This window comes from Streptomyces sp. NPDC036984, assembly GCF_055607665.1.
Window position 1 is genome coordinate 1 of the sequence record NZ_JBVJRL010000029.1, and the last position, 21,429, is coordinate 21,429.

General features: G+C 71.0%; 25 protein-coding genes. 1 reads left to right on the plus strand and 24 read right to left on the minus strand.

The features are described 5' to 3' along the window. Window positions 1–193: 193 nt before the first annotated feature. The 7 genes from ACZ7DL_RS34260 to rpsB all read right to left on the minus strand — a co-directional run bounded on the left by ACZ7DL_RS34260 (window position 194) and on the right by rpsB (window position 6,664). Window positions 194–412: a hypothetical protein gene (locus ACZ7DL_RS34260; protein ID WP_470780266.1), complete on the minus strand. Its 219-nt coding sequence runs from the start codon at window positions 410–412 to the stop codon at window positions 194–196. Window positions 413–464: 52 nt separating this feature from the next. Beyond that, the gene (locus tag ACZ7DL_RS34265; RefSeq protein ID WP_470780267.1) at window positions 465–1,712 is read right to left on the minus strand and encodes a cytochrome P450; all 1,248 of its coding nucleotides are present in this window, start codon (window positions 1,710–1,712) and stop codon (window positions 465–467) included. A 208-nt stretch (window positions 1,713–1,920) separates the two neighbouring features. Next, entirely contained in the window at window positions 1,921–3,054 is a 1,134-nt protein-coding gene (locus tag ACZ7DL_RS34270) for a phosphatidate cytidylyltransferase (protein ID WP_470780269.1), read from the minus strand. Continuing rightward, complete coding sequence (gene frr / locus ACZ7DL_RS34275; RefSeq protein ID WP_044388432.1) at window positions 3,054–3,611, minus strand: ribosome recycling factor; 558 nt, start codon at window positions 3,609–3,611, stop codon at window positions 3,054–3,056. Before frr ends, ACZ7DL_RS34270 begins: the two co-directional genes overlap by 1 nt. Before the next feature lie 172 nt (window positions 3,612–3,783). Further along, a complete protein-coding gene (gene pyrH, locus ACZ7DL_RS34280; RefSeq protein ID WP_391847289.1) occupies window positions 3,784–4,542 on the minus strand; it encodes a UMP kinase in 759 nt (252 codons plus the stop codon). 215 nt (window positions 4,543–4,757) lie between these two features. Then, window positions 4,758–5,594 (minus strand): translation elongation factor Ts, encoded by an 837-nt coding sequence (tsf, locus tag ACZ7DL_RS34285; protein WP_470780271.1) that lies wholly within the window; start codon window positions 5,592–5,594, stop codon window positions 4,758–4,760. Between the two features lie 176 nt (window positions 5,595–5,770). Further along, window positions 5,771–6,664 carry a 30S ribosomal protein S2 gene (gene rpsB / locus ACZ7DL_RS34290; RefSeq protein WP_470780274.1) on the minus strand — a complete coding sequence of 298 codons (894 nt, stop codon included), beginning with the start codon at window positions 6,662–6,664 and terminating at the stop codon, window positions 5,771–5,773. A 274-nt stretch (window positions 6,665–6,938) separates the two neighbouring features. Here rpsB and ACZ7DL_RS34295 point away from each other — a divergent pair, with 274 nt between their 5' ends. Then, window positions 6,939–7,496: a peptidoglycan DD-metalloendopeptidase family protein gene (locus ACZ7DL_RS34295; protein ID WP_470780276.1), complete on the plus strand. Its 558-nt coding sequence runs from the start codon at window positions 6,939–6,941 to the stop codon at window positions 7,494–7,496. Window positions 7,497–7,589: 93 nt separating this feature from the next. On the opposite strand, the gene ACZ7DL_RS34300 is transcribed toward ACZ7DL_RS34295, so the two are convergent. From ACZ7DL_RS34300 to ACZ7DL_RS34380, 17 genes are all read right to left on the minus strand, one after another. After that, the gene (locus ACZ7DL_RS34300; RefSeq protein ID WP_470780413.1) at window positions 7,590–8,147 is read right to left on the minus strand and encodes a TetR/AcrR family transcriptional regulator; all 558 of its coding nucleotides are present in this window, start codon (window positions 8,145–8,147) and stop codon (window positions 7,590–7,592) included. 65 nt (window positions 8,148–8,212) lie between these two features. Then, window positions 8,213–9,055, minus strand: coding sequence for an RNA polymerase sigma factor WhiG (whiG, locus tag ACZ7DL_RS34305; protein ID WP_470780278.1), 843 nt, complete (start codon window positions 9,053–9,055; stop codon window positions 8,213–8,215). Between the two features lie 321 nt (window positions 9,056–9,376). Next, complete coding sequence (gene dprA / locus ACZ7DL_RS34310) at window positions 9,377–10,579, minus strand: DNA-processing protein DprA (RefSeq protein ID WP_470780282.1); 1,203 nt, start codon at window positions 10,577–10,579, stop codon at window positions 9,377–9,379. 259 nt (window positions 10,580–10,838) lie between these two features. Then, window positions 10,839–12,449, minus strand: a complete 1,611-nt coding sequence (locus ACZ7DL_RS34315) for a YifB family Mg chelatase-like AAA ATPase (RefSeq protein ID WP_470780285.1) — start codon at window positions 12,447–12,449, stop codon at window positions 10,839–10,841. Next, window positions 12,450–12,842 (minus strand): YraN family protein, encoded by a 393-nt coding sequence (locus ACZ7DL_RS34320; RefSeq protein WP_470780288.1) that lies wholly within the window; start codon window positions 12,840–12,842, stop codon window positions 12,450–12,452. A gap of 76 nt (window positions 12,843–12,918) precedes the next feature. After that, window positions 12,919–13,227 carry a DUF2469 domain-containing protein gene (locus tag ACZ7DL_RS34325; RefSeq protein ID WP_004924843.1) on the minus strand — a complete coding sequence of 103 codons (309 nt, stop codon included), beginning with the start codon at window positions 13,225–13,227 and terminating at the stop codon, window positions 12,919–12,921. A gap of 56 nt (window positions 13,228–13,283) precedes the next feature. After that, entirely contained in the window at window positions 13,284–13,799 is a 516-nt protein-coding gene (locus ACZ7DL_RS34330) for an NUDIX hydrolase (RefSeq protein WP_470780415.1), read from the minus strand. A gap of 4 nt (window positions 13,800–13,803) precedes the next feature. Further along, window positions 13,804–14,589, minus strand: a complete 786-nt coding sequence (gene lepB, locus ACZ7DL_RS34335) for a signal peptidase I (protein WP_470780306.1) — start codon at window positions 14,587–14,589, stop codon at window positions 13,804–13,806. 105 nt (window positions 14,590–14,694) lie between these two features. Next, complete coding sequence (gene lepB / locus ACZ7DL_RS34340) at window positions 14,695–15,708, minus strand: signal peptidase I (RefSeq protein WP_470780308.1); 1,014 nt, start codon at window positions 15,706–15,708, stop codon at window positions 14,695–14,697. Next, window positions 15,596–16,687, minus strand: a complete 1,092-nt coding sequence (gene lepB, locus ACZ7DL_RS34345) for a signal peptidase I (protein WP_470780310.1) — start codon at window positions 16,685–16,687, stop codon at window positions 15,596–15,598. The genes lepB (ACZ7DL_RS34340) and lepB (ACZ7DL_RS34345) overlap by 113 nt, the downstream gene beginning before the upstream one ends. Continuing rightward, window positions 16,680–17,381: a signal peptidase I gene (gene lepB / locus ACZ7DL_RS34350; RefSeq protein ID WP_470780312.1), complete on the minus strand. Its 702-nt coding sequence runs from the start codon at window positions 17,379–17,381 to the stop codon at window positions 16,680–16,682. The genes lepB (ACZ7DL_RS34345) and lepB (ACZ7DL_RS34350) overlap by 8 nt, the downstream gene beginning before the upstream one ends. 45 nt (window positions 17,382–17,426) lie before the next feature. Beyond that, window positions 17,427–17,777 carry a 50S ribosomal protein L19 gene (gene rplS, locus ACZ7DL_RS34355; RefSeq protein WP_470780314.1) on the minus strand — a complete coding sequence of 117 codons (351 nt, stop codon included), beginning with the start codon at window positions 17,775–17,777 and terminating at the stop codon, window positions 17,427–17,429. Window positions 17,778–17,913: 136 nt separating this feature from the next. Next, window positions 17,914–18,747 carry a tRNA (guanosine(37)-N1)-methyltransferase TrmD gene (gene trmD, locus ACZ7DL_RS34360; protein WP_470780315.1) on the minus strand — a complete coding sequence of 278 codons (834 nt, stop codon included), beginning with the start codon at window positions 18,745–18,747 and terminating at the stop codon, window positions 17,914–17,916. After that, on the minus strand, window positions 18,747–19,301 hold the full coding sequence (rimM, locus tag ACZ7DL_RS34365) for a ribosome maturation factor RimM (RefSeq protein WP_470780317.1): 555 nt from the start codon (window positions 19,299–19,301) through the stop codon (window positions 18,747–18,749). The genes trmD and rimM overlap by 1 nt, the downstream gene beginning before the upstream one ends. 82 nt (window positions 19,302–19,383) lie before the next feature. Further along, complete coding sequence (locus ACZ7DL_RS34370; RefSeq protein WP_003973401.1) at window positions 19,384–19,623, minus strand: RNA-binding protein; 240 nt, start codon at window positions 19,621–19,623, stop codon at window positions 19,384–19,386. Between the two features lie 5 nt (window positions 19,624–19,628). Further along, window positions 19,629–20,057, minus strand: a complete 429-nt coding sequence (rpsP, locus tag ACZ7DL_RS34375; RefSeq protein WP_470780319.1) for a 30S ribosomal protein S16 — start codon at window positions 20,055–20,057, stop codon at window positions 19,629–19,631. A gap of 336 nt (window positions 20,058–20,393) precedes the next feature. Continuing rightward, window positions 20,394–20,990, minus strand: a complete 597-nt coding sequence (locus ACZ7DL_RS34380; protein WP_470780320.1) for a hypothetical protein — start codon at window positions 20,988–20,990, stop codon at window positions 20,394–20,396. Window positions 20,991–21,429 lie beyond the last annotated feature (439 nt).

Below are 21,429 nucleotides of genomic sequence, written 5' to 3' on the forward strand. Positions count from 1 at the left end.
GGACCTTAGGCGAGTCCCATCGTTGCAGGTCAGCAGTACTCTCCACTTGTTTGATCAAGGACCGGACAAGACCCTCGTGAAAGGCCGAGGCTAAGCATCCGGTCAACATCAGTTCTCCGGGCTTAGGCATGGCTGTACCAGTGTCGCAGATCCAATCGGGTGACCCTGCGAGGCGAGCCGGTGGGCCGGGGGGCTAGTCGTCGCCGTCCGCGAGGCTGGTTCCGCCGCGGGACCCGCCTCGCTTCTTCGAGGAGCTGCGTGCCAGCGCGCCCAGGGCGAGGGTCACGGTCGCGATGGCGCGGGCCCAGCGTGGGCCGCCGCGCTCCGCCCACACCACGCAGACGCATCCGCCGACGAGGAGCGCCAAGACGCCGAGCAGTAGAAAGATCATGGTCCCCGCCTGTGTGGTCATGCCGGCAGCCTCTGTCCTACGCGCAGACGCCATGCGCGTACGAAAGGTTCCGTCACCAGGTCACGGGCAGGGTGCGCGGTCCGCGGATCAGGCCCTGGCGCTGGAACCCGACCTCCTCGGGCGGTACGGCGAGGCGGATGCCGGGGAAGCGGGTGAGTACGGAGCCGATCACGACCTCGGCCTCCATCCGGGCCATGACGGCGGCCAGGCAGTGGTGCGGGCCGTGGCCGAAGGCAAGGTGGGCGGCGTTCTCGCGGTCGAAGTCCAGGGCGCCGGGGTCGGGGAACACCTCGGGATCGCGGTTGGCCGCGACGTACGCGTTGTAGACCACGTCACCGGCCCGGATCAGATGGCCGCCGACCCGCACGTCCTCGGTGGCGACCCGGGGGATGCCGACGCCGTTTCGGTGCGGGACGTAGCGGAACAGCTCCTCCACGGCCCGCGGCAGCAGCTCCGGCTCGCGGCGCAGCCGCTCCAGCTGCCGGGGGTGGGTGAGCAGCGCGTACATCATCGAACCGCTGTTGTTGCGGACCGCGTGGCCGCCGCTGACCTGGACCGCGATGGCCAGGGAGATCGCCTCGTCGTCCGTGATCTCGCCCGTCTCGGCCGCCCGCGCCAGCACTCCGGCCAGGTCCTCGCGGGGTTCCTCGCGGCGGCGCCGGAGCAGCTCGACGATGCGGGCCCGGGTGGCCTGGGCGGCCGCCATGGCGCGCTCCTTGGACTCGGCGCCCGCGGACAGCAGCGCCTCGCCCGTCTCGGCCCAGCGGTGCCAGTCCTTCTCGTCCACGCCGAGGAAGTCGCGGAGGACGGCGATCGGGAATGGGCCGTGCAGATGTTCCATGAGGTCGGCCGGTGCGCCGGCGCGCTGCATCCCGTCGAGCAGTTCGGCGGCCCGGCGCTCCGCGAGCGGGCGCAGCCGTTGCATGCTCCGCCCGGTGAACGCGCGGGCGACGACCCGGCGCAGCACGGTGTGCCGGGGCGGATCGATGTACTGGAGACCCGCCGTCTGCGAGGCCACCGGCACCGGGCGCATCGTGGTGACATCGCGGCCGACGACCTTCTCGCGGGAGAAGCGCGGGTCGGAGGTGACGAAGCGGACGTCCTCGTACCGGGTGACCAGCCAGGCGTGCCCGTCGCCGTGCGGCAGCCTGATCCGGGTGACCGGCTCGTTGCGCAGCAGTTCGTCCAGGAGCGGGTCGGGGTCGAGCGCGGGCAGGTCGTCGACGGGCCAGAACCGCACGGGCGGAGGGGGCGGGGTGGAGGCCGGGTCGACCGGGGCGGCGGCTGGGTCGAGGGGCATGGGCATACTCCCTGCGGCGCTTACGGCGCAGAACACGCCGTCCTCTCAGGGAGTCTGCCGTCCGCCGGTCCGGCCCGGCGATTTCTGCTGCGGCATCCGGGGCCGCGCTACGACACCGGGCCCCCACCCTGCGTTCAGGACGGGGGCCCGGAAGCCCTACGGCACGCGGCTCACCGGGAGCCGACGGCCACGCAGACCGCGGCCCACGTCAGCCGCTGCCGACGAACACCACCATCAGCAGCCACACCACCGGCGCCGTCGGCAGCAGTGAGTCCAGGCGGTCCATGATGCCGCCGTGACCGGGGAGCAAGGTGCCCATGTCCTTGATGCCCAGGTCGCGCTTGATCATGGATTCGCCGAGGTCGCCCAGCGTGGCGCTGGCCGCGACCGCGAGGCCCAGCAGCAGGCCCTGCCACCAGGCGCCGTCGTCGATCAGGAACTGCATGCACAGCGCGCCCGCGACCATCGCGAACAGCACCGCGCCCAGCAGGCCCTCGCGCGTCTTGCCGGGGCTGATGCGCGGGGCGAGCTTGTGCTTGCCGAAGCGCCAGCCGACCGCGTAGGCACCGGTGTCGCTGACGACCGTCAGGAGCAGGAAGGTCAGCACCCGCCAGGGACCGTCGTCGGCGGCGAGCATCAGCGCGACGAACGTGGCCAGGAAAGGCACGTAGAACGCGGCGAAGATGCCGGCCGTGACGTCCTTGAGGTAGCCCTCCGGGGGTTCCGTCATGCGCCAGACCAGGGCGGCCAGAGCGGTGAGGGCCATGGCGACCCACGCGCCCTCGGCACCGCGCACATAGCCGGCGACGACCATCGCCGCACCGCCGACCGCGAGCGGCACCAGCGGTGCCTTGATGCCCTTGCGCTCCTGGAGCCTGCTGGTCAGCTCCCACAGACCGACGACGACGGCGACCGCGATCACGCCGACGAAGACGGCCTTCTCGATGAACAGGGACGCGACGATCACCGCACCGAGTCCCACACCGACGCCTATGGCCGCGCTCAGGTCACGGCCCGCGCTCTTCTTCTGCGGCGCTGGCGCCGGCTGCGGGACGTCGGGCATGGGCTCCGGGTTCTGGGTCTCGGCCGGGAGTCCCCCGGCCTGGAACGGCTCGTCTCGGAACAAGGGGCCGCTCAGCCGAGCGGCCCCCCGGTCGTCGTCCTGGTCTCCGCCGTATGCGGGTCCCTCGGGCACGATGGGCATGGGGCGAGTCTGCTGGGCCTCAGGCGCATCGTACGCGGGACCCGCCGGGGCGGCCCCCTGGGCAGGCCCACCCGCGGTGGACCCCCAGTACCCGGCCTGTCCCGCCGGTGGCGGCGCCCCCCAGGAAGAGTCGCTCATCAGACTTCGAGCAGCTCCGCTTCCTTGTGCTTGAGAAGCTCGTCCACCTGGGCGACGTACTTCGCCGTGGTGTCGTCCAGCTCCTTCTCCGCACGACGGCCCTCGTCCTCGCCGACCTCGCCGTCCTTGACGAGCTTGTCGATGGCGTCCTTGGCCTTGCGGCGCACGGAGCGGATGGAGACCTTCGCGTCCTCGCCCTTGCCCTTGGCGACCTTGATGTACTCGCGGCGGCGCTCCTCGGTCAGCTCGGGGAACACCACACGGATGATGTTGCCGTCGTTGCTGGGGTTGACGCCCAGGTCGGAGTCGCGGATGGCCTGCTCGATGTTGCGCAGGGCGCTCTTGTCGAACGGCGTCACGACCGCCATGCGCGGCTCCGGCACGGAGAACGAGGCCAGCTGGTTGATCGGCGTCGGGGCACCGTAGTAGTCGGCCACGATCTTGTTGAACATCGCCGGGTGCGCACGGCCGGTGCGGATCGCGGCGAAGTCCTCCTTGGCGACCACGACGGCCTTCTCCATCTTCTCCTCGGCCTCGAGGAGGGTCTCTTCGATCACCACTTGCTCCTGCGTGTCTTGAGTAAGGCCCGGCTGCGGTTCCTTGTCGGCGGCGGCCGGCTGCGTCGCGTCTTCTTCCTGCACGGTTCCCGACCGGCAGGACATTGTCCATCCCCCGGCCTGGGTAGGACCCCCTTACGGGGCCGCACACCACGGCCGGGTTGATCCCGGGTCAGTCCCGGCTGCCCTGGTCGCCCACCAGCGTGCCGATCTTCTCACCCTTCACGGCGCGGGCGATATTGCCTTCCGCGAGAAGCTCGAAGACGAGGATCGGGAGCTTGTTGTCGCGGCACAGCGTGATGGCGGTGGCGTCGGCGACCTTGAGATCGCGGGTGATGACCTCGCCGTAGCCGAGGGCGTCGAACTTGACGGCGTCGGGGTTGGTCTTGGGGTCGGAGTCGTAGACCCCGTCCACGCCGTTCTTGCCCATGAGCAGCGCCTCGGCGTCGATCTCCAGGGCGCGCTGGGCGGCGGTGGTGTCGGTGGAGAAGTAGGGCATGCCCATACCGGCGCCGAAGATGACCACGCGGCCCTTCTCCAGGTGGCGCACGGCGCGCAGCGGGATGTACGGCTCGGCCACCTGGCCCATGGTGATGGCGGTCTGCACCCGGGACTGGATGCCCTCCTTCTCCAGGAAGTCCTGGAGGGCGAGGCAGTTCATCACGGTGCCGAGCATGCCCATGTAGTCGGAGCGGGCGCGGTCCATGCCACGCTGCTGGAGTTCGGCGCCGCGGAAGAAGTTGCCGCCACCGATGACGACCGCGACCTGGGCACCGTCACGCACGACGGCCGCGATCTCGCGGGCGATCTTGTGCACCACGTCCGGGTCGACGCCCAGGCCCCCGCCACCGGAGAAGGCCTCTCCGGACAGCTTCAGCAGAAACCGGCCGCGTACTTTGCCGTCGTCGCTCTTCTGGGCCTTGGTGGTCATGGGGATCCCGCCTCTTTCACGTGTTGCACATACGAAGAAGGCCATTGCCGATGGGGTTGCTTTTCGCTCCCATGCGCGGCAATGGCCTCCTCGTCAGATCTGCTGCCGTCCGCCCCACGCCCGGGTGTGGCGATGTGCGCGGACGACTGCTGTCGACCCTATCGGGATTTCCCCGGGGATTTCTCCGTGGGTCGCGCGTCGATCGCGGTACGGACTCAGATGCCGACCTTGATGCGCGAGAAGCGCTTCAGGGTGACACCGGCCTCGTCCAGAACCTTCTGGACCGACTTCTTGTTGTCGAGGGCGTACGGCTGGCCGAGCAGCGTGGCGTCCTTGAAGAAGCCGTTCAGACGACCCTCGACGATCTTGGCGATCGCGGCCTCGGGCTTGCCCTCGGCGCGGGTGGTCTCCTCGGCGATACGGCGCTCGGACTCGACGACCTCGGCCGGGATCTCCTCCTTGGAGAGGTACTTCGGCGCGAAGGCGGCGATGTGCTGGGCGACGCCCTTGGCGACCTCGGCGTTCGGCTTGTCGAGCTCGACCAGGACACCGATCTGCGGGGGCAGGTCAGGCATGGTGCGGTGCATGTAGGCGGTGACGTAGCCGTCGGCGAACTGCGCGAAGCGGTCCAGGACGATCTTCTCACCGAGGTTGGCGTTGGCCTCGTCCACGAACGCCTGGACGGTCTTGCCGGCCTCGATCTCGGACGCCAGCAGGGCCTCGAGGTCGGCCGGGTTCGTCTTGGCGACGTGCTCGGCGATGGCGTGGGCCACGGCCTGGAACTTCTCGCCCTTGGCGACGAAGTCCGTCTCGCACTTCAGCTCGACCAGGACGCCGGAGGAGTTGTCGTCGGCGATGATGGAGACCACGGCGCCGTTCTCGGCGGAGCGGCCCTCGCGCTTGGCGACGCCCTTCTGGCCCTTGATGCGCAGCGCCTCGACGGCCTTCTCGACGTTGCCCTCGGCCTCGTCCAGCGCCTTCTTGCAGTCCATCATGCCGGCGCCGGTGAGCTCACGGAGCTTCTTGACGTCGGCGGCGGTGTAGTTCGCCATGAGTCTGTGAGTCTTTCTCGAAGTCTGGTTTAGATCCGCACGGTCGCGACCCACATGTAGTCGCGGACCGCGTACGTCGTGCCGACCTACGGGTGAACAGCGGGGGCGGACTCCACCGCGCCGGAGGCGCCGTGGGATGCAGTACCGCCCCCGCCGTCAACGCTGACGGACCGGCGTCAGGCCTGCTCGCCCTCGGCGGCCTTCTCGCCCTCGGCCGGAGCAGCCTCGGCCGGAGCGGCCTCGGCGGCCGGAGCGGCCTCGGCGACCGGAGCCTCGGCGGCCGGAGCCTCGTCCTTCTTCTCACCCTCGAGCAGGTCGCGCTCCCACTCGGCGAGCGGCTCGCCCGCGGCCTTCTCACCCTTGTCACCGGTGGCGACGCCGGAGCGGGCGATGAGGCCCTCGGCGACGGCGTCGGCGATCACGCGGGTGAGCAGGGTGACGGAGCGGATCGCGTCGTCGTTGCCCGGGATCTTGTAGTCGACCTCGTCGGGGTCGCAGTTGGTGTCGAGGATCGCGACGACCGGGATGTTCAGCTTCCGGGCCTCACCAACGGCGATGTGCTCCTTCTTGGTGTCCACGATCCAGACGGCGCTGGGCACCTTCTGCATCTCGCGGATACCACCGAGGGTCTTCTCCAGCTTGGCCTTCTCGCGCGAGAGCACGAGAAGCTCCTTCTTGGTCAGACCGGAAGCGGCGACGTCCTCGAAGTCGATCTGCTCGAGCTCCTTGAGGCGCTGCAGACGCTTGTAGACGGTCGAGAAGTTGGTGAGCATGCCGCCCAGCCAGCGCTGGTTGACGTAGGGCATGCCGACGCGGGTGGCCTGCTCGGCGATGGCCTCCTGCGCCTGCTTCTTCGTGCCGACGAACATGACCGTGCCGCCGTGGGCGACGGTCTCCTTGACGAACTCGTAGGCGCGGTCGATGTACGACAGCGACTGGAGCAGGTCGATGATGTAGATGCCGTTGCGCTCGGTGAAGATGAAGCGCTTCATCTTCGGGTTCCAGCGACGGGTCTGGTGACCGAAGTGGACGCCGCTCTCCAGCAGCTCCCGCATCGTGACGACGGCCATGGCCGTATCTCCTTGAATTGCTCGGTTGTGCCGCGTCCGCCGGACGGCGGTCGCGCCTGACGCCCGAGTTGCGCCGTGCCGCGAGGGACCGAGGGGCGCTTGGTACGAACCGTTGCCGGCTGCCGTACCCGGGCGTGCGAAGTCGACCCGGTGACCCGGATCGCCAGAAGAAGTGTACGGGACCGACGGGGCACCGGGTGACGCCGCTGCCCACAACCGGCGAGTAGTCCACAGGGAGCGGGCTTGACCGGCGGGGGTGCGGCACGGTGTCGGCATGCGATACGTGATGGCGTGGACGGCCCTGCTGCTGGCGTCGGCGGCCGCGGCCCTGACTCCCCCGGCCCGGGCGGGCACCCCGCCCCCCGCACCGCCGCCCCGCGTGGCGCCACCGGTTCCGGCCATCGGCCGCACCTGGCCGGTGGGCGTCCGTCCGGCGGTCCTCCGCGGCTGGGAGCCACCGGCCACGGTCTACGGCCCCGGGCACCGGGGTGTGGATCTGGCGGCACCGGCCGGCTCCCCGGTACGGGCGGTGGCACCGGGCCGAGTCCTGTTCGCGGGGCGGGTGGCGGGGCGGGGCGTGGTGTCGGTGGCCCTGGCGGGCACGGATCTGCGCACCACGTACGAGCCGGTGCGCCCGTCGGTGCGGAAGGGGTACGAGGTGGCGGCGGGGGAGGCCGTGGGGGTGGTGGAAGCGAGCGGGTCCCACTGCGGACCGGCGACGTGCGTGCACTGGGGCTTGCTGAGCGGCGGGACCTACCTGGACCCGCTGTCACTGCTCCCGCCGTGGCTGCTCGCCAGGGGGCCGTCGAGACTGCTGCCGGTGTACGGGTAGAGGCGCACGGTCGGCGCGGCTCAGCCCTGCACACCCCCGCAGAGCCATGGCCACCGCCGCGTCCGACGGGTAGCGGCGCGCGCTCGGCGCGGCTCAGCCCCGCACGCCCCGCAGAGCCATGGCCACCGCCGCGTCCGTCACCACCGCAGGATCCTCCGCGGCCCCCAGCTCGATCCGCCGCACCGCAGCGTCCACGACCCCTTGCACCAGCATCGCGGCCAGCCGGGGCTGCGCGTGGCCCATCTCCCCCAGCGCCTCCACGATCATCGCGACCAGCCCGCCGTGGGCCGCCCGGATCTTCTCCCGGGCCCCCGCGTCCAGCTCGCTCGCGGAGATCGCCACGACCGCCCGGTGCCGTCGGTCCCCGACCAGCGCCAGCTGCTGCCGGACGTACGCCTCGACCTTGCCCTCGGCGGAGCCGGCCCGCTCCATCGCCGCCCCGACCTCCGCCGCCCATACCGGGAAGTCGGCCTCGCACAGTTCTTCGACCACGGCCGCCCGGGAGCGGAAGTACTCGTACACGGACGACCGCGCCAGCCCCGTGCGCTCGGCGAGGGCCGGGAAGGTCAACGCCTCCGTACCGCCCTCGGACAACAAGGAACGAGCCGCGTCCAGCAGGGCGGCTCGCTGCATCGACCGGTGCTCGGCCACGGAGGCCGCTCGAATCCTTGGCACGTCGACCACTTTACGGACGCGCCCGGGCGAACGGGAGCGACTCAGCGTCCGAAGCTCGCCAGCTTGGCCCTCAGCTGGAGCACCGACTTGGTGTGGATCTGACTGACCCGGCTCTCGGTGACCCCGAGTACATTGCCGATCTCGGCGAGGGTGAGCCCCTCGTAGTAGTACAGGGTGACGACGGTCTTCTCCCGCTCGGGCAGCGTGTTGATCGCCCGCGCCAGGAACCGCCGCAGCTCCCGGTCCTCGGCCACCTCCACCGGATTGTCGGCGGCGGTGTCCTCCAGCGTGTCCATCAGGCTGAGCCGGTCCCCGCCCTCGCCACCGACGTGCAGCAGCTCCTCCAGCGCGACCACGTTGGCCAACGACAACTGGCTGAAAACAGCGTGGAGTTCGTCGACCTCCATGCCCAGCTCGGTGGCGACCTCACCCTCGGTCGGCGTCCGCCGCAGCCGCGCCTCCAGGGTGGCGTAGGCGCGCTCGACGTTCCGCGCCTTCTGCCGGACGGAGCGGGGGATCCAGTCCAGCGCCCGCAGCTCGTCGATCATCGCGCCGCGGATCCGGGTGATCGCGTACGTCTCGAACTTGATCTCCCGGTCGATGTCGAACTTCTCGATCGCGTCGATCAGCCCGAACACCCCCGAGGAGACGAAGTCGGCCTGCTCCACGTTGGGCGGCAGACCGACGCTCACCCGCCCCGCCACGTATTTGACCAGCGGCGAGTAGTGCAGGATCAGCTGCTCCCGCAGCCGCTCGTCCCCCGTCGCCTTGTACGACCGCCACAGCTCGTCGAGCGTCGAGGGAGCGGGCGGCCGCACGCTGCCACCGTCGCGGGCGGCTGGGGGGATCGCCGCCCGGTCGGACCCGGAGGTGTGCTGGGGCATTCGTCGCCTTGTGCCGTTCTGCCGTGAAGTGCTGTGAAGTGCCGTGAAGTGGGTGGGAGTGGGGTTCGTACGGGGAGGTGGGCTGCCTGGGTGAGGTGTCGGTCTGATGTCGGGTTGGCGCGGTCTGCGCCGACGCCTTCGTGAGCGTAGCGTGACTGAGGAGTCGCGGTGTGCGAACACCGAGGCACCACCCGTGCGCGGGGGCTCGCGCCGGGGGTGTGACCGCGCTCCACGGCTCGCTCTGTGTGACCGGCCGGAGTCGCCAACTCCGGGAAAGGCCAAGGGTGTCGGGGGTTCCCCCGGACGGCCGAACACGCTCGATCAACACGGACCGTGACGGACCCGGACCGACATCACCGCCTGGCGTGTCAACTTCCAGCCATCGCCGTGTCGTTCGACGTATCCAAGTGCTCGGAGCTCGTACAGTCTCGCGATCGCCTCGTCCGGCGTGGTGCGCGCGCCGAGCGCGATCTCCTCGGCGGGGGCCGCGCGGCTGCCCGGGAGGGCGGCGAGCACGGTCCGGGCGGCCGGTTCCAGCAGGTCACGCGGGAGGACCGGGCCCCGGCGGACCGGTGCCAGGTCACCCATGTCGCCCACGAGTTCGACGATCTCCGTGGCGTCGGTGACCAGGGTGGCCTCGCCGCGCAACAGTTCGTGCACGCCGGCGGAGAGGGGGCTGGTGACCGGGCCGGGCACGCCCATGGTGAACCGGCCGAGGCGCTGTGCGGCCCGTGCGGTGGCCAGGGAGCCACTGCGGCGGGCAGCCTCCACGACGACGGTTCCCCTGGTCAGCGCGGCGATCACGCGGTTGCGGAGGATGAACCGGCTGGGGGTCGGGTGGTCCCCCGGCGGCAACTCGCCCACCACCAGTCCCTGTTCCGCGATCCGGCCGATCAACGCGGCGTGACCGCGCGGGTAGGGCTGGTCGACGCCGCAGGCCAGGACGGCGACGGTCGCGCCGCGGGCGGCGAGGGCGCCTCTGTGGGCGGCGCCGTCGATGCCGTAGGCACCGCCCGACACGACGACCCAGCCGCGCTCGGCGAGGCCGGAGGCGAGGGTGGCGGCGACGTGGGTGCCGTACTCGGTGCAGGCACGGGCGCCGACGACGGCCACGGACCGCAGCGCCCACATGCGCAGACCGGGCCGGCCGCGCACCCAGAGCCCGAGGGGCCGGGCGTCCCCGAGGTCATCGAGCTGTCCGGGCCACTCGGCGTCACCCGGGCACACGAAGCGCGCCCCCGCGGCCCGGGCGACCGCGAGATCCCGCTCCGGCTCGGCCCGCCCGGCCCGCGCGACGAGCCCCGCCCACCGGGTCCCGCTCACCCCCGGCAGCGCCGCCCCACCGCACCGCAGCCTCCGCACCACCTCCCCCACCCCGAACTCCCGCACCCACCGCCCACCGACCTCGTCCCCCGGCTCGATCACCCGCCCGAGAAAGACCCGGCCGAGCAGTTCGTCATCCGGTTCACCGCCCCCGGTCGCCTGGCCCTCCGCGCGACTCACCCGCCACCCGTCGTCCCTCATGCGCCGATTCCCGCCGTGGTGGCGCCGAGCCGTTCGGCCGGCCGGCGCGGTCGGGTGCCGGGCCGCGCTGCTTGCGCTGTCGTTCGCCGGCAGGCCGATCGTGCGGCGCGGCCCGCTGCCGTTCCTGCTCGCCGCCCTGGGGACCGCCCCTCTGGGCCCCGGCACCCGGGTGCGTGATCAGCGACGACGGGTGGCCCGCCGGGCCCCGCCGGAGGCCGGCCGTCGCCGTGGCCTGCGGTGTGGCGGGGGCTGTTGCCGTTCACCTGCCGATTCCTTCCAGGAGCGCACCGCGGCGGACGCCAGTGCGGAGTTCCAGGGCCCAGTTCACGTCGTTCGCCGAGGGCCGGTCGCGGCCGCCCAGGTCGGCGAGTGTCCAGGCGACCCGGAGGACGCGGTCGAGGCCGCGGGCGGTGAGCAGGCCCCGGTCCAGGTCCTCCTCGGCCTTGGCGAGTGCACCGGGCTGCACGTGCCAGCGGGTGCGCAGTTCGTGTCCGGGCACCTCGCTGTTGGTGCGCCAGGGCAGTCCCTCGTAGCGTCGGGCGGCCCGTTCCCGGGCGAGCCTGACGCGGTCGGCCACGACGGCCGTCGGTTCGTTACCGGTGTGCGTCCGGAGCAGCTCGGCCCTGGCGACCGGCTCCACGGTGACCCGTAGGTCTACTCGGTCCATCAGGGGGCCGGACAGCCGGGCGCGGTAGCGCTTGATCGAGGACGGCCTGCATTCGCAGATGTCATCGCCGCGTCCATGCCGGCCGCACGGGCACGGGTTGGCGGCCAGGACCATGAGGAACCTGGCCGGCATCCGCAGCATCCCCGCCGCTCGGGCGATCACCACGTGGCCGGACTCCAGGGGCTGGCGCAGGGCGTCGAGGACGCTGCTGTGGAACTCGGCGGCCTCGTCCAGGAAGAGGACTCCGTGGTGGGCCAGCGAGACCGCGCCGGGCCGCGGGAGGCCGTTGCCGCCGCCGACGAGTGAGGCCATGGTCGCGGAGTGGTGCGGCGCGCAGTACGGGGGTCTGTCGACCAGGGGATGGCCGGGCGGGAGCATCCCGGCCACCGAGTGGACCGCCGTGACCTCCAGGGACTCGGCCCGGCCCAGCTCGGGCAGGAGCCCTGGGAGCCGTTCGGCGAGCATCGTCTTGCCGGCGCCGGGCGGGCCCTTGAAGAAGACGTGGTGCCGGCCTGCCGCCGCGACTTCCAGCGCCGCCCGCGCCGTGTGCTGGCCTGCGACAGCGGACAGGTCGGGGGTGTGCCCGCGCTCGGCGACGCCTGTGCCCGGCCCGGTTCCGGGCAGGGCGAGACCGGCGAGGAAGGGGTCGGGGCGGATGTCCCCGGGCACGGGTTCCTCGTCGGGCACCGGTTCGTCGGTGAGGACGGCGATCAGCTGGCGCAGGCTCCGTACACCGAGCACCGACACGCCCGGCACCAGTGACGCCTCGGGCACCGCCGGCTCGGGGACGACGACCTGTTCGTATCCCGCGTCCGCCGCGGCGAGGACCGCCGGCAGGATGCCCCGGACCGGCCGGACCCGGCCGTCAAGGCCCAGCTCTCCGATCATGACGATGTCGGCGAGCACCCGGGGGTCGATCCGCTCGGCCGCGCCGAGGACGGCGGCCGCGACGGCCAGATCGAAACCGCTGCCGCTCTTGGGCACCGATGCGGGGCTCAGGCCGACGGTGAGTTTCTTCGACGGCCAGGCCGCTCCCGAATTCACCACCGCCGCCCGCACCCGGTCCCGGCTCTCCGTCAGGCTCTTGTCCGGGAGGCCGACCAGGGTGAAGGCGGCCACGCCGGGTTCGAGGTCGGCCTGGACCTCGACGACCACGCCTTCGACGCCCACCAGGGCCACCGAGCACGTACGGGCGAATGCCATTCAGGCCACCCCCCGCGCGTGCTCCACGGCCGGGGCGCCCCGCAGGGGCAGGAGGACGCCGACGAGGTCGATGCGGACGCCGCCCGGCGGTGCGCCGCCGTGGGCCTGGATCCAGTGCTCGGCGAGTGCGCGGAGCCTCGCCGCCTTCTCGGGGGTCACGGCGGCCATCGGGTGCTCGTAGTCACCGCCCCGGCGGGTCTTCACCTCGCAGACGACGAGCGCGTCACCGTCCCGCGCCACGATGTCGATCTCGCCGGACCGTCCGCAGCGCCAGTTGCGCTCCAGGATCGTCATGCCCGCCTCGGCGAGCCGCCGGGCGGCCAGGTCCTCGCCGTACTTGCCGATTGCTTCTCGTGCGTTCATGTCGGCACCACCTCCGGCGCCAACCGTCACGCATCCCGCCCCAAGTTGTTGATCTTGGTGGATTACTCGGCGGATGTGGAAAACTCCCCCACCCGGGAGGGTGGCATCAGCCGCCCGGCAGCTCGAGGTCGCTCTTGTTCAGCTCCTCGATGTTCACGTCCTTGAACGTGAGTACGCGGACCTGCTTGACGAACCGAGCCGGCCGGTACATGTCCCAGACCCAGGCGTCGGCCATGGTCACCTCGAAGAACACTTCACCCTGGACCGAGTGCACCTGCATCTCGTAGTCGTTGGTGAGGTAGAAACGCCGCTCGGTCTCGATCACGAATTTGAACAGACCGACGACATCTCGGTACTCCCGGTAGAGCTTCAGCTCCATCTCGGTCTCGTACTTCTCGAGGTCCTCGGCGCTCATGGCATGTTCCCCTTCAGCCGTGCGATCCCCCCATTGTGCGCCAGTTCCGGGAGCCCTCAGACGATTTCCGTGTCGAGGGTCACGGGCCTGGCCGGGGGACCTTCGACGAGCAGCGTGCGCAGCAGCTCGGCGAGTCTGGTCGGATACACCGTCTCATGTGCCCGGGTCAGTTCCCGACAGGTCCACCAGCGCGCTCCGGCGACACTGCGCCGCTCCAGTTCCGTCAGCGCCGTCGCCGCGGTGGCCGTCTGCGTCGTACGGGCCAGGTAGTACCACTCGTCCTGGTCCCAGCGGCGGCCCGCGAACGGGAACGAGCACCGGCGCCGCCACAGCACGGGGCCGAGTTCGACGTCGGTGATGCCGGTCTCCTCGGCGAGTTCCCGCAGCGCGGCCTCCTCGCGTGTCTCGTCGCCCTCCACACCGCCGCCGGGGGTGAACCACCAGTCGTCGGCCGGGTCGTCCGGCTCGTGGCCGTGCAGCAGCAGGATGCGGTCCGCGGGGTCGAGGAGAACGACCCGGGCCACCTTCCGCGGGCCACCCTCGCCCTCGTACGACTCCTCGGCCGGCCGCATGATGTCAGCGGGCACCGGCCGCCTCCGGGCGGGCGGTACGCGCGCGGGAACGGCTCACGCGGGCCGCGATCGGGCCGTAGGCACCGCCGCCGAGCACGAGGACCGCGCCGGCCGCCACCAGCAGCTCGATCGTGCGCAGCGGGCCGGGCTGGGAGAGGGCGCCGAGCGTCTCGAAGCCGGTGGGGCGCGTGAGCATGCCCTTCCAGGGCCAGACGACGGCGTCCACGCGGGCGGAGACGGCCGTGCGGGAGACGGTGCCCTGGCCCGCCTCCGTGAGGTGGGCGGTGGAGTCCAAAGAGCCCTGGCGCTCGTCGCCGAGGAGGAAGAGACGGCCCTCGGGGACGGTCACCGTGCCGAAGTTCTTGATCTCGGCCAGGCTGCCCTCGGGCAGGTACGGCTCGTCGATCTGCTTGCCGTTGACCGTCAGCTTGCCGTCGGTGCAGCAGGAGACGGTGTCGCCGCCGACGGCGACCACGCGCTTGACCACCTTGGCGTTCTCGACCCAGCTCTTGTCCTCGAAGACGACCACGTCACCGCGCCGCACCTCGTCCCCGTCGATGCGCTGGGCCAGTACCCGGTCGCCGGCGTCGATGGTGGGGGTCATGGAGCTGGTGGGCACGGTGTACGGCCGGTAGACCACCGCTCCCCAGGCGAATCCGCCGAGGAACAGCAGCAGGCCCAGTGCCACGGCCACTCCGGACAGCCGCTGCCCGAGTCGGCCTCCGCCGGCCTGTGCCGCACCGGTGCCGCCGTCCTGCGGGGCCGTACGCGTCATGCTCTCGCCACCCATGGACCCGCACCCTACCCGGCGGTACCGAACAGGGGCAGCCCCTCTTTTCGCGGAGCACCCCGGCCGGCCGCTCGCCCCGGGTCGGGCGGGCCGTCGGCCGCCAGGTCAGCGTCGGCCGGCGGGCGTCTTCGGTGCGGCCTTGGTCTCGAGCCGGTCCGCGCGCCTGCGCCGCCACACCGCCACCGGCAGCACCGCGGCGACGGTCGCGCCCTGCGGGACCACGGTCAGGACCGCGGCGGCGGAGGACTGCTGGTCGAGGCCGGGCTGGTCGAAGGTGTCCGGGACCGGCAGGGTGCCCCAGCGGTTGATCGGCCAGGCCTTGACGATCGCGCGGCCGACGACCTTGTCGACGGGGACCATGCCGTGGTTCTTGTCGGACTGGTTGTAGCGGGAGTCACGGGAGTTCTGGCGGTGGTCACCCATCACCCAGATGTAGCCCTTGGGGACCTTCACCTTGAACTGGCCGCCCTGGTCGTCCACGCTGCACGGCGTGTTGCCCGGGTAGACGTACGGCTCGTTCAGCGCCTTGCCGTTGACCTTCAGCGGGCCGCTGCCCTTGCACTCGATGGTGTCGCCGCCGACCCCGACCACCCGTTTGATCAGGTCCTTCTCCTCCGCGGACGGCATGAGGCCGATCCAGCTGAGGACCTTCTGCACCGGGTTCGGGTTCGGCGTCGGCTCGCCCGCCAGCCAGTCGTCCGGGTCGTGGAAGACGACGACCTCGCCGCGCTCGGGCTCGGAGCCGAACCACGGGGTGAGCTTGTCGACCAGGACGCGGTCGCCCTGCTGGAGGGTGTTCTGCATCGAGTCGGACGGGATCGAGAACGCCTGCACCAGGAAGGTCTTGATCAGCAGCGCCAGGACCAGCGCGATGCCGATCAGGATCGGCAGCTCCTTCAGGAAGGAGCGCGACTTCCCCGGCCGGAGCGCCGCCGCGCCCGCGTCCGGGCCGTCGCCGCCCGGCCCCTGCTCGCCCTCCGGCGTGCCGTCGTCGCCCGCGGCCTCGTCATTCCCGGAGGTCATGGCGCCGTCCGGTACGGGAACGTCCGGTTCCACAGGGTGCCCGCGGTGCTCCTCGCCGTCGTGTCCCGACCGTGCGCCAACCGCCACATCCCCCACGCCAACTCCTCACTCTGTGCCGCCGCCTGCCCCGCATACGACGCAGGCCCACCACTCCCATAACGAGCGGGAGTTCCGCAGGGGTCGGGAGCTGGGTCATTCCGTTCGGATTCTCCGAGGCAACCCTATGCGACGCCTGGGGAGCAGCGGCCGCCCCCGAGGCCGAGTCGCCGACGCTTGCGAAGGTTTTAGGTTCTTCCAGGCGCGTCCAGTGCCCGACCGGCCAGCCGATGACCATGGCCCGGCCGACCACCGAGTCCTCGGAGACCGTGCCGCCGTAGGGCGTGTTCTGGTGGGAGCGGGAGTCCGCGGAGTTGCCCCGGTGGTCGCCCATCACCCACAGCCGGCCCTCTGGGACGGTGATGTCGAAGGACATGGTGGAGGGCACGTCCCCCGGGTAGAGGTAGTCGCCTTCGGTGAGCGGAGCGCCGTTGACGGTGACGCGGCCCTGCGCGTCACAGCACTTGACGTGGTCGCCGCCGACCCCGATGACCCGCTTGATCAGGTCTTTCTCGTTGTCGGACGGCAGCAGGCCGATGAAGGTGAGCCCTTCTTTGAACTGCTTGACGACGACCGGGTCGTTCTTCTTGGTCGTCTGCTCGTCCCGGAGCCAGCCGCCCGGGTCGTGGAAGACGACGACATCCCCGCGCTGCGGCTTGGAGCCGAACCACGGGGTGAGCTTGTCGACCAGCACGCGGTCGCCGATCCGGATCGTCTGCTCCATGGACCCGGACGGGATCACGAACGCCTGGACGAGGAAGGTCTTGAGGACGAGCGCTATCAGGACCGCGACACCGACCAGCAGCGGGATCTCCCGAACGGCTGACCGCCTGCGCTTGCGCTTCACCTTGCGCTGGAGTTTGCGCCGCTCCGCGCGCGTGCGGCCGCCACCGGGCGCGGAGGTGCGGCGGACCCCGGTGGGCAGCAGGTTGTCGGCGGGCGTGGCGGGCACCCCGCGCGGTTTGCCGCGGTTACCCATGGGCGCCCTCCGCCGGGGCGGCGGGCACACGCGCGTAGGCGGACGGCCGGGTCAGGTGCGTCCAGTGGCGGTACGGCCACACGATCCAGTCGGCCCGGCCCACGACGTCGCCTACGGGGATCATGCCGCCGCCGGGCGAGCCGAGATGGTCGCGGGAGTCGCTGGAGTCGCTTCGGTGGTCGCCGAGCACGAACAGGCGGCCCGACGGCACGACGACGTCGAAAGGCACACTGGAGGCGCTGTCCCCGGGATAGAGGAACGCGGTCTCGTCGACCGGGCGGCCGTTCACCTCGATCCTCCCCTTCTTGTCGCAGCAGACCACGTGGTCTCCCCCCACCCCGACCACGCGCTTGATGTAGTCGGCGTCCCCGAAATACCCGGTTCCGTCGAACACAATCACGTCCCCGCGGCGCGGCTGAGCACCGAAACGGTACGCCAACTTGTTTACGAGAACGCGGTCCCCGATCCTCAAACCCCGCTCCATCGATCCGCTCGGAATCTGGAACGGCTGCGCCACGAAGGCGTTGAGGAGCAGCAGGAACGCCAGGCAGACGAAGACGGTGAGAGTGATCCGGCCGCCCGGCAGCCACTCGGTGATCCGCGACACCAACGCGAAACGCGACCGGCCCTCCGGCCCCGGAGTACCGGGGTGGGAGGAGCGGTCGCGTTCCGTCGGCTGTGCTTCGGTGTCCATCGGAGCAGGATGCTATCCCGCTGCGATGTGGACGCCGCAGAGCGCTCAGTTCTCGCGCTTCTCCTTGATCTTCGCGGCCTTGCCGCGCAGGTCACGGAGGTAGTACAGCTTGGCGCGGCGCACGTCACCCTTGGTGACCAGCTCGATCTTCTCGACGATCGGGGTGTGCACCGGGAAGGTGCGCTCGACGCCGACGGAGAACGAGACCTTGCGGACCGTGAAGGTCTCGCGGACACCGGAGCCCTGGCGGCGGATCACAACGCCCTTGAACTGCTGCACACGGGAGCGGTTGCCCTCGATGACGCGCACGTGGACGTTGACGGTGTCACCCGGACGGAAGGCCGGGATGTCGCTGCGCAGCGACGTGGCGTCGACGGTGTCGAGCAGGTGAGACATTTCGTCTGCTTTCTTCGCTGATGCCACAGGTCATCAACGGAAACTAGGGGTTCCAGGAGGTCTGCCGTGCGGGTCGGGGCGGGCGTCGTGTCCCCCTGTGGCAGGGGCGCACGCCGGACGGGCGCACAACAGCGGTCTATTCTTCCACGCCCTCGGCCCGGCGCCAAAATCGGCCGTACGGGTGGCCGTCCGGGTCCGGTGCCCAGCCCAGGATCGAGAGCATCTCGCGGTCCTTCTTGTCGAAGACCTTGGGATCGCAGCGCTCGATCAGGTCGGGCCGGTTGGCCGTCGTGCGCTTCAGGGCCTCGTCGCGGCGCCAGCGGGCGATCTTCCCGTGGTGGCCGCTGAGCAGCACCTCGGGGATGTCCCGGCCGCGCCAGACGGGCGGCTTGGTGTAGACGGGCCCTTCGAGGAGGCTGGCCATCGCGCCGGGAGCGAAGGAGTCGTCCCGGTGCGACTCGGCGTTGCCGAGGACGCCGGGCAGCAGCCGGGCCACGGCCTCCGTGATGACGAGTACGGCCGCCTCGCCGCCGGCGAGCACGTAGTCGCCGATGGAGACCTCGTAGACCGGCATGCGGGTGGCGTACTCGTCCATCACGCGCCGGTCGATGCCCTCGTAGCGGGCGGGCGTGAAGACGAGCCAGGGGCGTTCGGACAGCTCGACGGCCAGCTCCTGGGTGAAGGGGCGTCCGCTGGGCGTGGGCACGATCAGCGCGGGGGCCTGGGCGCCGGTCTCGTAGCCGTCGGCGAGGACCGTGTCCAGGGCGTCGCCCCAGGGATCGGTCTTCATGACCATGCCGGGGCCGCCGCCGTACGGGGTGTCGTCCACCGTGTTGTGCCGGTCGTACGTCCAGCTCCGCAGGTCGTGCACGTGGACGTTCAGCTGCCCACGCGCGCGTGCCTTGCCGACGAGGGAGACGTTCAGGGGTTCCAGGTACTCGGGGAAGATCGTGACGACGTCGAGGCGCATTACGACTCGTCTCCGGCGGCTTCCCGGGTGGACGCGATCTCCGCGCGGTCGTCGATCAGGCCCGGCGGGGGCGCGATGACCGCCTTCTGCTCCGCCAGGTCGATGTCGGTGACGATCTCCTCGACGAAGGGGATCATCACCTCGCTGCCGTCCGGGCGCTCCACGATGAACAGGTCCTGCGAGGGCAGGTGCGAGATCTCCGTGATCCGGCCGACCTCGGTGCCGTCCTCGGTGACCACGTCGAGGTCGATGAGCTGGTGGTCGTAGTACTCGTCCTCGCCCTCGGGCAGTTCCTCCGGATCGACGTCGGCGATCAGCAGGGTGTTGCGCAGGGCCTCGGCGGCGTTGCGGTCGCTGACGCCCTCGAAGCGCAGGAGCAGGCGGCCGCTGTGCACGCGGCCCGTCTCGATGGTGAGCGGTCCCACGCCGGCGGGATCGGTGGCGAGTACGGCGCCGGGCGCGAGCCGGAGCTCGGGTTCGTCGGTACGTACCTCCACGGTGACATCGCCCTTGATGCCGTGGGCGCGGCCGATCCGTGCGACTACGAGCTGCACTGTCCTTGGTCTCCTGTCATACGACTGCGGGCCGGGGACGGCCCAGTGGCCCTCCCCGGCCCGAGCCGGTTGCGATGAAGCGTCAGCGGACGTGGTCCACGTCGACGAGGTCGACGCGGACACCGCGGCCGCCGATGGCGCCCACGACGGTACGCAGAGCGCGCGCGGTGCGGCCGTTGCGGCCGATCACCTTGCCGAGGTCGTCGGGGTGGACCCGGACCTCCAGCACGCGCCCGCGGCGCAGGTTGCGCGAGGCGACCTGCACATCGTCAGGGTTGTCGACGATGCCCTTCACGAGGTGCTCAAGCGCCTCTTCGAGCATGCTGCTCAGGCCTCGGTCGACTCAGCCGCAGAGGACTCAGCAGCGGCCTCGTCCTTCTTCTCAGCCTTCTTCTTCTGGGTGATGGCCTCACCCTTGCCCTCGTCGTCGCCGCCGAGAGCCTCGAAGGACGGACGGGCCGGCTTGGGCTCGGCGACGAGCAGCGGCGCGGGAGCCGGCTCGCCCTTGAACTTCTGCCAGTCGCCGGTCTTCTTCAGGATGGCGAGAACGGGCTCGGTCGGCTGGGCGCCGACACCGAGCCAGTACGCCACACGCTCGGCGTCCACCTCGATGACCGACGGGTTGTAGGTCGGGTGGTACTTGCCGATCTCTTCGATGGCCCGGCCGTCACGGCGGGTACGGGAGTCGGCGACGACGATGCGGTAGTGAGGCGAACGGATCTTGCCCAGACGCTTCAGCTTGATCTTGACTGCCACGGGAGTGGGTTCTCCTGGAATTGACGTGGTTGGGCACGGCGAGACGCCGCGTGGGGTTGCGGTACCCGAGTGCCCGATGGACGCGTCAGCCGGAGGAGAGAGGGGTCCTGTGCGGCTGTCGAGTACAGCTAGCCATTGTGCCACACCCCGCGGGTCGGTTCCGGCCGAGGGGGCGTGGGCCGGACCAGGGCATGCCTGGGAGGCACCCGGCGTGGAGGTGAACGTACGTCGGGTGCACCGCTCGGCGTTCCGAGGTGCCGCTGCTGACAGCGGCGACCTCACCCGCGCTCTCGACCGCTCCGGCACCCACGAGATGCCGGTACGTGCGGCCCGCGGCTACGCCACCCCCATGACCTCCGGGATTCTGAACGGCTTGCCGCAGCCGCCGCAGACGATGGGGGCCTGGGCCAGGACCGAGGGGACGACCCGGACGTTGCGGCCGCAGTCGCACACCGCCTTGACGCGGACGCCACCGCCGGAGGAGCCGTGCCGGGCGGCCGGGCCGCGGAAGGTGCGGGTGGTGTCGGCCGAGGTGGCCACCGTGTGCGCCTTCAGCGCGCGCTGGAGCCGCTCGATGGTCGGGCGGTAGCGCCGCTTCGCGTCGGCGTTGAGCGTGACCAGCGAGAAACCGCTGCTCGGGTGCGGCTCCTCGGGGTGGTCCAGGCCCAATTCCTCGGCGATCGCGAGAAAACGACGGTTGTGGTAACGGCCGGCCCGGGAGGTGTCGCGGACGCCACGGGCGGCGGCGATGCCGTGGACTGCCTCATGGAGCAGTCGCTCGAAGGAGAGTTCGTGACCGCACGCGGACGACGACTCCCCGATCAGGGACTCTGGCGCGGCAAGGTCCGGCAGCTCGGGGTGGTACCGCTGGATGTCGGCCCACGCCTGCGCCAGCTCTGCGGCGAGGACTGGTGGTGTCTGTGTCGTGCTCACGTAATGACAACGAGCAGGAGCCCGAATGTGTTCCTATTCCGGGTCATCCCAAATAATTTGCACGTACCCGTCAGTTGCCGCTGATGCGTCCTGACGAGGGCGGGTGCGCTGATCTACGGAGAAGCCTCACAGCTCCTACCAAGCTGGTGCGTAGTCCGCGCTACGCCCCGTTCGGGAGCCCTGAAGCGACGATGACCGGCTGCTGCGCAAGAGGTGTTTCGGCCGCTCTCGACGCAGCGGTCTCACTCCGGTCAGCGTCCCGGGCGCCGGTGACGTTACCGTCTGCCGCCGCGTCCCCCGCCACCGGCCCGTACCCCGGAGCCGACACCGTACGGCCGCGCAGGTTGCCGGGATGTGAAATCTCGCCACACCCGCGTCCCGGCCCCAAGCCGGGGCCCACGACCCCTGGACGGCACAGCGAGCCGGGAGTTACGTGGCA